General features: G+C 47.0%; 13 protein-coding genes. 9 read left to right on the top strand and 4 right to left on the bottom strand.

The features are described from left to right. The first annotated feature begins 12 nt into the window (after positions 1-12). Positions 13-1,107, top strand: coding sequence for a DUF294 nucleotidyltransferase-like domain-containing protein (locus QP794_RS00615; protein WP_483311870.1), 1,095 nt, complete (start codon positions 13-15; stop codon positions 1,105-1,107). After that, positions 1,104-1,841 carry an exonuclease domain-containing protein gene (locus QP794_RS00610; RefSeq protein WP_285074496.1) on the top strand — a complete coding sequence of 246 codons (738 nt, stop codon included), beginning with the start codon at positions 1,104-1,106 and terminating at the stop codon, positions 1,839-1,841. Before QP794_RS00615 ends, QP794_RS00610 begins: the two co-directional genes overlap by 4 nt. Here QP794_RS00610 and QP794_RS00605 read toward each other — a convergent pair. Beyond that, on the bottom strand, positions 1,827-2,315 hold the full coding sequence (locus tag QP794_RS00605; protein ID WP_285074495.1) for a M67 family metallopeptidase: 489 nt from the start codon (positions 2,313-2,315) through the stop codon (positions 1,827-1,829). The two genes, QP794_RS00610 and QP794_RS00605, sit on opposite strands and share 15 nt — an antisense overlap. A 196-nt stretch (positions 2,316-2,511) precedes the next feature. Here QP794_RS00605 and QP794_RS00600 point away from each other — a divergent pair, with 196 nt between their 5' ends. Continuing rightward, positions 2,512-3,063, top strand: coding sequence for a TlpA family protein disulfide reductase (locus QP794_RS00600; RefSeq protein WP_094937460.1), 552 nt, complete (start codon positions 2,512-2,514; stop codon positions 3,061-3,063). A gap of 79 nt (positions 3,064-3,142) precedes the next feature. On the opposite strand, the gene cimA is transcribed toward QP794_RS00600, so the two are convergent. Continuing rightward, positions 3,143-4,762: a citramalate synthase gene (gene cimA, locus QP794_RS00595; protein WP_285074494.1), complete on the bottom strand. Its 1,620-nt coding sequence runs from the start codon at positions 4,760-4,762 to the stop codon at positions 3,143-3,145. 554 nt (positions 4,763-5,316) lie between these two features. Here cimA and QP794_RS00590 point away from each other — a divergent pair. The 3 genes from QP794_RS00590 (at position 5,317) to QP794_RS00580 (ending at position 8,592) form a co-directional block, all read left to right on the top strand. After that, positions 5,317-6,621, top strand: a complete 1,305-nt coding sequence (locus QP794_RS00590) for a DNA polymerase IV (protein WP_285074493.1) — start codon at positions 5,317-5,319, stop codon at positions 6,619-6,621. A 119-nt stretch (positions 6,622-6,740) separates the two neighbouring features. After that, positions 6,741-6,983: a ferredoxin gene (locus tag QP794_RS00585; protein ID WP_090924741.1), complete on the top strand. Its 243-nt coding sequence runs from the start codon at positions 6,741-6,743 to the stop codon at positions 6,981-6,983. 172 nt (positions 6,984-7,155) lie between these two features. Beyond that, entirely contained in the window at positions 7,156-8,592 is a 1,437-nt protein-coding gene (locus QP794_RS00580) for a L,D-transpeptidase family protein (RefSeq protein ID WP_285074492.1), read from the top strand. Between the two features lie 86 nt (positions 8,593-8,678). Here QP794_RS00580 and QP794_RS00575 read toward each other — a convergent pair whose 3' ends face one another. Beyond that, positions 8,679-8,816 (bottom strand): hypothetical protein, encoded by a 138-nt coding sequence (locus QP794_RS00575; RefSeq protein ID WP_162842436.1) that lies wholly within the window; start codon positions 8,814-8,816, stop codon positions 8,679-8,681. A 260-nt stretch (positions 8,817-9,076) separates the two neighbouring features. Here QP794_RS00575 and QP794_RS00570 point away from each other — a divergent pair, with 260 nt between their 5' ends. The 3 genes from QP794_RS00570 to QP794_RS00560 all read left to right on the top strand — a co-directional run bounded on the left by QP794_RS00570 (position 9,077) and on the right by QP794_RS00560 (position 11,606). Next, complete coding sequence (locus tag QP794_RS00570) at positions 9,077-10,174, top strand: quinone-dependent dihydroorotate dehydrogenase (RefSeq protein ID WP_285075176.1); 1,098 nt, start codon at positions 9,077-9,079, stop codon at positions 10,172-10,174. A 135-nt stretch (positions 10,175-10,309) separates the two neighbouring features. After that, positions 10,310-11,125, top strand: a complete 816-nt coding sequence (gene yjbM, locus QP794_RS00565; protein ID WP_024629255.1) for a GTP diphosphokinase — start codon at positions 10,310-10,312, stop codon at positions 11,123-11,125. Next, complete coding sequence (locus QP794_RS00560; protein WP_285074491.1) at positions 11,112-11,606, top strand: DUF309 domain-containing protein; 495 nt, start codon at positions 11,112-11,114, stop codon at positions 11,604-11,606. The genes yjbM and QP794_RS00560 overlap by 14 nt, the downstream gene beginning before the upstream one ends. A gap of 128 nt (positions 11,607-11,734) precedes the next feature. Here the strand turns inward: QP794_RS00560 and QP794_RS00555 are convergent, their stop codons facing one another. Further along, positions 11,735-12,283 carry a thioredoxin family protein gene (locus QP794_RS00555; RefSeq protein ID WP_285074490.1) on the bottom strand — a complete coding sequence of 183 codons (549 nt, stop codon included), beginning with the start codon at positions 12,281-12,283 and terminating at the stop codon, positions 11,735-11,737. Between the last annotated feature and the right edge of the window lie 56 nt (positions 12,284-12,339).

Raw genomic sequence — 12,339 nt, 5'->3', positions numbered from 1 at the left:
GCTTCAAGGAGGCTGGACATGATGGAACCCATCCCGTATATAAATCAATCCTGGTCCTATCAGGGGATAGATGGTGCGGCATCTTCTCAAGAACTGCGCCAGGCACGTGTGATATTGCAGAATGAGCTCCTGGAACTGTTGTCCGCTTCCTTGTCGCCGATTGAATGGTACCAGACGGTAAATGAACTGCATGACCGGGTTGCTCGGCGCGCAGTAGAGTTATGCATCCAGGGGATGGTAGAGGAAGGCCTAGGCCGACCTCCCGTCCCCTATGCCTTTATCGTTTTTGGCAGTTCCGGCAGGCAGGAAGCGACGTTATGGAGTGATCAGGACAATGGCATGATAATCAGCGATACCCCGCATGAGGATAAAGAAACATATTTTGCCGAACTCGGACTTCGAATGACCGATATGCTGGAGGAACTAGGCTATGCCAAATGTGAAGGCAAAGTGATGTGTTCTGAGTCTTTATGGAGGAAAACGCTGGAATCATGGAAGGAACAACTGAAAGCATGGGGATCGGATCTGTCATGGGAGCCGGTTCGCAATCTGATTATCGCTTCAGACATGCGTTTTGTTGCGGGTGAGCCTGAGCTGGCGGAGGAATGGATTTCTGCGTTTTATGAAGGGTTCAGGTCAGTTCCTAAGCTTTCCGATGCCGTGCTGCGTAATACCGTTAAACACAAGGCGACACTCAACATCCTCGGACGGGTAGTGACCGAACGATTCGGTGAACATGCAGGTGGGTTTGATGTGAAATACGGCTTGTATATTCCACTGGTGAACAGTGCGCGTTTTCTGGCTTTGCAGCATGGTATCAAGGAAACATCCACGCTCAAGCGAATTCAGAGGTTGGTTTCGCTTGAAGCAGTTCCGCTTACTTTGCTGGATGCAGCTCAGCGTGCATTTATGACAGCTTTGAGGCTTCGACGCAGTACACCTATTGTGATCAAACATGGATTGCAGCATAGCGGTGGTTTCCTGAATGAGAAACAGTTGAAGGAAAAACAAATGCTTTATGAGCTCCGGGATACGTTAGGGTTGGTGCGGCGAGTACATCGTGCGCTGCAAAGACAACTTCGGTTTGCAGAAAGGAGACGTCCATGAGAGAGCCGGCAAGGGGCAATACTGGATTCTGGAATTCGCTGCGCCAGGGAGGGGTTCCTTCCGCCATCGCTTCCATAATGGGAGCCCCTACGGCGCAACATATGGCGTTTATCCGTTCGATGATGAGAGAACAGCGCAGACCCGAGGTGCTGCACACGCCCTTGAATGAGTTGAATGCGGTCGTATTTGATCTGGAAACGACAGGCTTCTCTCCCCAGCATGGGGATGAGATTCTTTCCTTTGGGGCGGTGCGCATTCGTGGCGGTGTCATGCTGGAGAATGAGCAGTTCTATACGTTGGTTCAGTCCAAAGTTACCGTTCCGGAACACATTACCGAATTAACGGGAATTACACAGGAAATGACGCTGGATGCTCCGTCGCTGCTGGAAGGCTTGCATGATTTCATGTCTTTTGTTGGCGGGAGTGTACTGGTTGCTCATGCAAGCGCGCACGACCGGGCTTTTCTGAATGCGGCCTTATGGCGGACATCCAAAGTAAGGCTCACGCACCGGCTCATTGATACGATGATGCTGGCGCGTTGGCTTGAACCGAGCAGAACAGGCTATGGGCTGGATGAATTGCTGGAATCCAGAGGCATTCCAATCTATGGACGCCATCACGCCTTGGAGGATGCCAAAATGACTGCACAATTATGGTCCTGTTATCTGGAGGATATGACTCATCAAAATGTAAACACATTGGGCGATCTGTACACCCAGTTAAGTCACGCATAGCTGGGCGGCCTGTAAGCTGTAAGAATGGACATGGGCCATTCCAATGGATGAATCAGGGCCTGTGTGGATCTGATAACCGTTTAGAAGCATCTTTGGTTGTGATTCAGCATTAAGATCAGGCGACCCGATAAGATATACCTGGAGTAATCCGGCGAAAATCGGTAGGTTACGCAGATCCTCGTTGGAAGGAATGGGCGTGGTTCGGGGGTGGGAGTGAAAGAGTCCAATTAATTGTGGCTCATTGAACACACACCGAATCCAGTCTGCATCATCCAGCGAAAAATGGTGCAGCGGGTCAGGCGCTACGTTACGAATCGGCTGAAACCGACTGATTCGTATGCCGCCCGCTGCGGCTTCACCCAGCACAACCCCGCAGGCTTCCATTGGCAGCGAAGCGAACATATGCTTAGACATCTCTTGCTCTACCGAGCGGGGGATGTAGAAGCTGTTCTGCTGCCCGTGAAGTGCTGCCATTTGTATTCACCCCTCTCTCTTTGGCTCCTGCTTCGGCAGGAGTCCTTTTTTAATTTTATTTTGTGTAACCCGGATTGTAAAATTTTAAAGGAACAGGGTACAATATGAAAGAACGCATTTGGATTAAGTCCAAAAAAGCGTTACTATCTGCTGCATTTGCGTTAGATTTGCTGATCAAATAAAAGGGTGGCTGGCCATGAAACGAAACATATACATACTGCTGGGTGTTGTATTGCTTGTGGGCATTGCTTTGGCTCAAAATGCAGACAACGGAATTGCAGCTGTGTTTAAGCAAGAGGAGCCGATGCCCACAGAGACGGGGCCAAAGGCGGGTTTACTGGCACCAGCCTTCTCTTTGCACGCCATGGATGGGAAAACCTACTCTGTAGGCGGAGCAAAGGAAAAGGCCATCTTCGTCAGTTTCTGGGCATCCTGGTGTGAACCGTGCAAGCAGGAGGCTCCTGAGCTTAATACATTGGCAGCAAAATACAAAGATAAACTGGATCTGTACGGTGTGAATGTAACAACGTACGATAAAATCAGGGATGCCAAAGCCTTTGTGGATGAATACAAACTGACGTTCCCTATTTTGCTTGATGAAGACGGAACAGCATATGCCAAATATAACGGTATCGCTTTTCCGACGAATGTACTGATTGACTCCAGAGGTGTCGTTCAGGAAATTATCTTGGGGATTCTGCCAGAAAAAGAGCTGGAGCGCAAAATTAAGGAATTAATTGCGGATTAGCCAAGAGAGAAACAAAAGCGCCCGTCTTCCAATGTTTATTGGAAGACAGGCGCTTCTTTTATTTTCCGGGAAATATGCATTAATGGTTGCTTAGTCCGTGAGCAGGTATGTTGACTACATCAGGCTCGTGCTGCAATTTTTCCTGAAGAAGGGCATAACGGAAACTGTGTACAAGTGCTTCCCAGCTCGCTTCAATCACGTTCTCGGATACACCGACCGTATTCCACGTGTTTTCGGTGTTTTTGGATTCAATTAATACACGAACCTTCGCTGCGGTAGCGTCTTTTTCATCCAAAACACGTACTTTATAGTCGGAGAGATGCATGTTGGCAAGGGAAGGGAAGTATTGCACAAGGGCTTTACGAAGCGCGTTATCCAGTGCATTGACTGGACCATTGCCTTCAGCCGCAGTATAAGCACTTGTCCCGCCTACATTAAGTTTAACAAAGGCTTCCGAAACAACAGACTTGCCAGCCACTTTTTCAACAAGCATCTTGAATGATTCAAAGGTAAACAATTCTTTCATGTCACCGTTGGCTTCACGAATCAACAATTCAAGCGAGGCATCGGCGCCTTCGAACTGATAACCCTGATGTTCCAGATCTTTGATCTTCTCAATGATCTGACGTGAGTTGGCACTGCTCGGATCGAATTCAAGACCCAGTTCCTGTGCTTTGGACACGATGTTGCTTTGTCCTGCCAGTTCGGAGACGAGTACACGCTGTTTGTTCCCTACAAGCTCGGGCGCGATGTGTTCGTAGGTTCGCGAATCACGCAATATAGCTGAGACGTGGATGCCGCCCTTGTGGGCGAAAGCTGCATTTCCGACATATGGCTGATTGATCGGCATATTTACATTGGCAATCTCGCTAACGTAACGGGCCACATTTGTGAGCTGACGCATCGAATCCTCAGACACACATTCATATCCAAGCTTCAGTTGCAAATTAGGGATAATGGAAGCGAGGTTGGCGTTACCGCATCTCTCTCCATAACCGTTCATTGTACCCTGGACCTGTCTGGCCCCAGCTTGTACAGCGCTTAACGTATTGGCGACAGCAAGTTCACAATCATTATGTGTATGAATACCCAATTGAGCCTGTGGAAGGCGCTCAGCCAGTGTGGATACGATCTCATACACTTCATGTGGCATCGTTCCGCCATTGGTATCGCACATCACAAGCCAGTCCGCTCCGGCTTCATGGGCTTTGGTCAGCACGGCCTGTGCATATTCCGGGTTGTGCTTGAATCCGTCGAAGAAATGCTCTGCATCAAAGATGACTTCCATGCCGTTTTGTTTCAGGTAGGCAATAGAATCGTAGATCATGGACAGGTTTTCTTCCAAAGTGGTTTGCAAAGCCGTGTGCACGTGGAAATCCCATGATTTACCAACCAGCGTCGCTGCCTGAGCACCTGATTCAATCATGCGCTTCAAATTGGCGTCTTCACTCGCGATGCTGCCTTTACGACGCGTACTGCCAAAAGCGACAATTTTGGCATTCAGGTTCAATTCCTTGACTCTTTTGAAAAACTCTATGTCCTTGGTGTTACTGCCGGGAATTCCGCCTTCAATATAATGAGCACCGAGGTCATCAAGCTTCTTGGCAATTTTGAGCTTGTCATCTGCCGATAAGCTGACTCCCTCCCCTTGTGTGCCGTCACGTAAAGTCGTATCGAAGATGGAGATGGCCTTTGACATGAAGATCCTCCTTTAAGATGAAGCGCTTTTTTTTAGAAAGTTTAATGGTGTGTTTGAAAAAAACGGTTGATCATATGGGTGACGAATCCTTCGATTCTGTAACGCTACACTGTATTAAATTCAAAGTGTAGATTTGTCATAAAATCGTGAATTTGTATAATTAATTATTATAGCACCATTATCGCCAAATGCTACATCGAATTCACCATTTGGTGTAACAAATGATGGATTGTAGAGTAGAGTGTGTTGTAAACAGTAGTCTTGTAATATGGTATGCTTCATCTATATGCAGCTATTCCGGGATTGAATATGAATTCTAAATTTGTTCTGCATAAATGGGGGGAAGAGGATGACTATTGTCTGGGAGAATATAATCATTTCTTTCATTTTGATTTCGCTATTATGGTCGTTGCCGTGTGGGGTGTCATTCGAATGATCGTTAAATCTCTTCGAAAATAAGGGGATATGAATGATATTTACATAAGGGATTTTGATATAATAGATAAGAGAATGCTTTTCGAGGAATAGTGTATATGAAAGGGCGGTAGTAGATCATGTCTTCAGACCAAACGAATAATAACATGAACGTAGATCGATATTATCCTGCCGCCGGACGAGTGATTCTGCATGTCGATATGAATGCTTTTTATTGCTCTGTACATGAAGCCGAGGAACCGGAATTATATAGAGGAAAAGCGACGGCCGTTGCTGGCAGCAGTGAAGTGCGCAAAGGCGTCATTGTAACTTGTTCGTACACAGCTCGCAGAAGGGGCATCTCCACAGGTATGGTCGTTCATCAAGCGCTGAAGAAGTGTCCTGACTTAATAGTGATTCGACCGGATTTTCATTTGTATCGAAGGTATTCGAGAGAATTCATGAAAATAGCTTACAGTTATACGCCGCTGCTCGAAGCGACCTCCATCGATGAATGTTACCTCGATATTACAGGGTCCAGACAGTTCGGTACACCGCTGGAAATTGCAGAGAGTATTCAGAACCGAATCCGGGATGAATTGGGGATGCCTTGTTCAATCGGAATCGCACCCAACAAGCTGCTTGCCAAGATGGCCTCTGATTTGAAAAAGCCTAATGGCATTTCGATTTTGCGGATGAGAGATGTGCCTCAGATTTTATGGCATAGACCGTGTAACGAGATGTTTGGCATTGGTAAAAAAACAGCCGAAAAGCTGAAGAAGCTGGGCATTGAAACGATAGGACAGCTGGCCAAATCAGACGAACGGATGTTAACCGATGTGTTTGGAATCAATGGCTCTTGGTTAAAAAATTCAGCAAACGGTATTAATCATTCAGCAGTTCAGGCTGAACGTGAAGCGAACAAATCGATTGGACACACGACAACGTTACCTGCGGATATATCTGAAATGGATGATGTGCATCGGGTGTTACTGAATATAAGTGACCAGGTTGCCAGACGGTTGCGCAAGCACGAAATGCTCAGTCAGGGCATTCAGATTACGATTCGTACACCGGATATGAAGACCATTACGAGATCGCGCATGATGGAAGTGCCTACTGAAGATGCGTCGGTCATATACCGGGAAGCCTGTGCTTTGTTTGCGAAACATTGGGGCGGGGGCAAGCCGGTTCGTATGCTGGGGGTTACCCTTCAAACGCTAATCCCGCGTGAGGAGTCGGCAATACAGCTTGATTTGTTTGAATATGAGCAGAAGCCGAAGAAGGAAAACCTGATTCGCATTATGGATCAATTACGTGACAAATTTGGCGAAAATGCTGTTGTTACAGCTGGAATGCTGGGGGATGATCCTTCCGTATTACTACGAAATCATAAAGTGCGGGGAACTTCGCTGCAAAAAGATAATTTGCAAAGTCTTGATTAAATAGGGCATAATGGAGTCTTGAGGCTGTTAAAATGATTTGTAATAACTCTTACTTTGTATTAATATGTTTCTAGATAAAAATACTGTGCGTTCTTGAATAATAGGAGGAGAGATAGGTAATGAGTAAATATACTTGGGTTGAAAAGGATACATGTATTGCGTGCGGAGCATGCGGAGCAACGGCGCCAGACATTTATGACTATGATGATGAAGGTTTGGCAGAAGTAATTTTCGATGGGGATGCCAACAAAGGGATCAAAGCAATTCCGGATGACTTGTTCGACGACATGCAGGATGCTTGTGACGGCTGCCCTACGGACTCCATTAAAGTAGCGGATGAACCTTTCAATAAAGAAGGCTAATTCCTTTCATATGAAACATACAAAAGCACATTTTTCTGTCTTTGGGACAGGGGAGTGTGCTTTTTTTGTCGAATATTGAGGCATCGATCCGGGTACTCAAGTCCTATGGATTTCTTGTCATCAATTGCCGATATAGAAAGAAACGGAATACGGCGAAATGATGGAGGATCGGATGCAAAATACTCATTTACGAACTTATGTAAAGAAACATCCAGATAATAAAATGGCCTGGTATTTACTCGGTAAGGAATATTTGGGTGAAGGGCAGGAGGCCAAGGCGAACTATTGTTTTCAGCAGGCGGGTGAAGTCTACGAAGCTTTCGAGCGAAGCAAGGCACCGGCAGATATATGGGTGGATTATCAGGAGAAGCTGGTCGAGGTGGCTGAGCAAAAGGAGAAAAAACATCGTGTTCGCAAGATGTGGCTCACTCTGCTGATGCTCCTTGTACTGGCAGGATTACCGCCTGCGGATGCTCCTGGATTCAATCGTGATGCGGCAGATGTCTTGGCCTCGGCGTTGGAACCGACGGATGATTCCGCGGACAAATCAGGAGATAGCCCGGCAGATGATCCGGCTCCTGTAGTGAAGTCCAATGTGTTTACAGCAGCGGCATTCGGTGGAGGTGACCAGGGTGAAGCTGCATTGGCAGCTGCATGGTCGGGCTCTGGTCCGAAAGTGCAGACATCAGCTGTGCTTGGGATGCAGGTTGCTGGTAACTGGACGTTGTGGAAGCGAAATATGTCGGTGAAATACATCGTACAGACCAACAGCAATGGCAAATTAACCGCACAGAGTTATGATGCCAAGCAGTGTAATTGTGAACCACCCGAAGTATCACAAGAGATCAAGCGGCTGGCACAAGCCTGGACAGCGAAACAGGAATCCGCGGCAGCGCTGTCAAGTGCAATGATTACATATAAAAAACAAAATGGAACCTGGCCTAAGAATGTGGCACAGCTTGCCCAGCCCTTTCCTGATAATATTCTGGGAGAAACTGCACCAGGCATGACCCGGATGTTCCCGGCACTACTAGCCATGCATCAGCAAGGGGAAATGGGGAACGGGAAGAACAGAGATGAAGGAGCGCGTGTGATTTCAGATTCGACGCAAGGCAAAAACGCTGCATTTGTGGATACGTTAGGCGGAAAGCCTTTTTTGCAGGATCGGCTTGAGATTATTGTGGACAAGAGCAGACATAAGCTTGCACTGATTAGCGGTAACACGATTATTCGGAATTACGAGGTAGGGCTTGGGGGAGATCGCACGCCAGAGGGTTCGTTTGAAATATCAGACAAGGTTGTTAATCCAAATGGTCGCTCCAACGGCGAATTTGGGAGTAGAGGAATGCAGTTATCTGACACGAATTATGCCATCCATGGGACCAACGAGCCAAACAGTATCGGGCTGGATGAATCCCTTGGATGTGTGAGGATGAGTACTGAAGATGTGGAAGAGCTGTTTGCGCTTGCTCCTCAGGGAACTCCGGTACGCATCGGGAAAGATTTGCTGCCAGAGACAGCTGTTATTCCAGAAGCAAAGGATCGCTACCGGTACACACTCGTTCCCAAGCAAAGTAATCCGAATAAGACGTATCATTGGTTGAATTAAACGTAAAACCAAATGATTCAGACCGAAGAAAACGTAAAATCCAAGCTGGATTGGTATGTAGATGCTAAAACAGTCGGTTGGAGCATTTACAGGTTGGCGATAATAATAAGCGCACCAATGATAATGATCAGTCCACCGACGCTGGCTGCCGTCCAGATAATCGCTTTCCGGTTGACCTCATCTTTCTTTTGCTGCAAAGTAGGTGGTTTGCGTTTGGGAGCCATGGGCTGTTTCCTCCTTCATGGAATAAGGCTAATAACGATCTAGCCATGCTCCCATTGTAAAGAATTCAACTCGTCATTTCCAGTAGGCGGGTGGATTTCTTGTGAGCGCTTAGAGTTTAAGCTAAATGCTTCTGTCTATGCTCAAACTACTTTCCTTTTGCAGAAGAAACGGATAGACTTGTGTATAGAGTGTTTTTTTACATATGAAAAAGACGGAAAGCAGTTTTTTCAGCGTACCGGACCAGAACGGAGTGAGTGATTTGTTATACAGAAGTCTTGCTAAACCCTTGTTGTTCAAAATGGACCCTGAGCAGGCCCATCATCTAATTATCGGCGGCCTCAGCGGAATGGGGAGTATTCGCCCGGTTCCATCCGGTTTGCGCGTCATGTATGGCGTGCGTGAAACAGCGGATCTGGCTGTGGATATGTTTGGCTGCCACTTCCCTACGCCTGTAGGCCTTGCTGCCGGTTTGGACAAAAACGGACAGGCTGTAACGGGCTTTTCTTCCATTGGGTTTGGCTTCATGGAAGTAGGCACAGTCACACCGCTTGCACAGCCTGGCAACGATCAGCCGCGTTTATTTCGCCTGCCTCCCGATGAGGCCTTGGTGAACCGAATGGGCTTTAATAATCTCGGAGCGGAAGCGATGGCGGGTGAATTGGCACGCCTTACGGAGCGCCGAATTCCAGTGGCCGTAAATATAGGTAAAAATAAAGCGACTCCAAATGAAGAAGCCCATCTGGATTATGAAAAATGCATTCGGGCGCTGTACGATTATGCGGACCTGTTTGTGGTGAATATTAGTTCACCAAATACACCGGATTTGCGTAATCTGCAACATGGGAATGAATTGAAGGAATTGCTTGCTGCTGTCATGAAAGAGATGGAGACGCAGCGCAAAAGAGCGGGCGGTGCCGTTAAATCGGTGCTGGTCAAAATTGCACCGGATGTGAATGACCAGGAGCTTGAATATATGGTAAGTACCATTGCAGATAGTGGGGTTGCCGGAATCATTGCAACGAATACAACGATCAGCCGAGACGGACTATCCCATCAGCATGCCAAAGAGACAGGTGGACTAAGTGGCAAACCGCTGCGTGACCGTTCCACCGAAATCATTCGTCAGATCTATCGCCAGACTGAAGGCAAGCTGCCGATCATCGGATCGGGTGGCATTTTCACTAGCGAAGATGCTTACGAAAAGATTAAAGCTGGAGCCAGCCTGGTGGAAATTTATACGGCATTAATCTATGAAGGACCTGAAGTGAATCGGCGGATTCATGCCGGACTGCGTGAGTTGCTGCGCAAAGACGGTTACAGCCATATATCGGAAGCTGTCGGTGCAGAGCATCGTTAAGCGTTGTTTCGAAGTTCCCCGAACTGGAAATTAGAAGCGTGGAAGAGGGTAATGTCGTACGGGACTCTTCCCCCCGCTTAACATCATGTATAATGGATAAGAACAGGGGAAGCTATAGAGACAGGAGGCATAAGCATGGACGGTAGAGACTGGGGTACATTTTTACTTCCTTATGAACAAGCGGTAGAGGAATTGAAAGTTAAGTTTAAAACGATGCGGGCGGAGCTTAAGAAAAGGGAAGAATACGCCCCGATCGAATTCGTTACCGGTCGTGTCAAAAAAATATCCAGCATTCTGGAGAAATCCAGACGCCTGAATGTGCCGCTTGATCAGGTGGAAACGGGCATTGAGGATATTGCAGGTATCCGCATTATGTGTCAGTTTGTGGATGATATTCGGCGGGTAGCCGAGTATATTCGCGGTCGTAAGGATTTGACGGTATTAATCGAGAAAGATTATATCACCAATTTCAAAGAGAGCGGCTACCGCAGTTTCCATATGATTATTGAGTATCCTGTTCAAACAGCCCTTGGACAGAAGAACGTGCTGGCCGAGATTCAGATTCGGACGCTGGCGATGAACTTCTGGGCTACTATTGAACACTCCTTGAGTTACAAGTTTCGGGAGAGCCTGCCTGATGATATGCGGGCAAGGTTGAAAAAAACGGCTGAAGCCGCTTTTGTACTCGATAATGAAATGTCGGCGATTCGTCTGCAAATTCTGGAGGCGCAAAAGGCTTTTGAGGATGATTCCAATATCGTATCAAGAACGCTGAAGATCATACATCAGTTGTATTTCTACCATCTCGTGAATGAAGCGATAGAGGCACAAAAGCGCTTCAATGACTGCTGGGAGCGTCATGATATGGAAGGGTTGAAAGACCTTCTCGATGATGTGAAAGCACTTCTGAATGCGGCCAGAAAGGGCGAAAACCCGGATGAGCAGCTATGAGCCGCTGTATGTTGACTATCTAATCTACTTCAATCGCGATCAGGACTACTTTGAATGCCATGAGGTATTGGAAGAGCTGTGGCTTGAACGTGATCGGGATTCTCTGTACAAAGGATTACTGCAAATCGCAGTGGGGCTGTATCATTTCAGGAATGCGAACCTTCGCGGGGGACGTATGATGTTACAGAGTTCGGTAGATCTGCTGAAGTCCTATCCGGAAACTGCTCGAGGCATTGCCCTTGGGCGATTGGTGCAAGAAGTACAGGAACTGGTTGATGGACTTTCGAGTGCTGAGCCACAGAAATTTCCTTACAGAGACCTGCACATTCAAATTAAGGATGAGGTGCTGGTTCAGAAGATTCGGGAACGAGCCCTTGAACTGAAGCCCAATATTCCCCAACGCCGAAGTCCTACACGTGGACGAATCTATGAAGAGAAGATGAAAGCATTGCAGCAGGAACAGAACTTGCAGAGCGAGTAAGCTTGTCATGGAAAGTCATCATTCATTTGATCAATAACATAGTGTCCAACATATGACTTGATAAAAAACACCCCGACAGCTCCTCTAGAGGAATTGGCCGGGGTGTTCGATATTATAGGGATATACGATTAGCTTGCTGATGGAGTGGCACTGCCCTTATATTTCTCGAAAAATTGCTTGTAGTCATCCAAAGTATAACCGTTGTCACTGCCATTTTCCTGCAGTCCGCCAACCATGCGGTCTTTCTCCACACCATCCTGATAATATACCAGAGTCGGTGTGTACTCAATGTTATAATCAGTCCAGCCGGAATCGAATTCCCGCAGATTGAACTGAGGAAGCTCGATGCCTTCACTGCCCACCAGTGGCATCAGCTGAGGTGTTGTCGCACGGCAGTGTGAGCAGTCGGAGGCAAAGAAATAGACAAAGAAGCTATCTTTGTTATCGATTTTGGCTTTCAGATCATCAGGTAAAATAATTTGTTGGTAGTTCGGATCGTCCAGCAATTCGCGTGTTGCGGGATTAAGCTTGGAAGCGGCGATGCCATAGGCATTTTGCACGCTATCCATCTGTTTCTTGGATTGCTGATTCACCAGAACGAGTACGGCAATCATTACAATGAAAACACCCAGGAAAATAAGGATTGCAGCACTTTTCTTTTTCTTCTTGGATTTCATTAAGACATCCCCCATCGATCATATCGAAATATAGTTTTGGCAAAAATACAGGATGG

This window comes from Paenibacillus sp. UMB7766-LJ446 (assembly GCF_030226665.1).
Classification (GTDB): Bacteria; Bacillota; Bacilli; order Paenibacillales; family Paenibacillaceae; genus Paenibacillus; species Paenibacillus vandeheii.
Note: the sequence above shows the minus strand (reverse complement) of the source record. Positions and strands in the feature narration are given on the sequence as shown.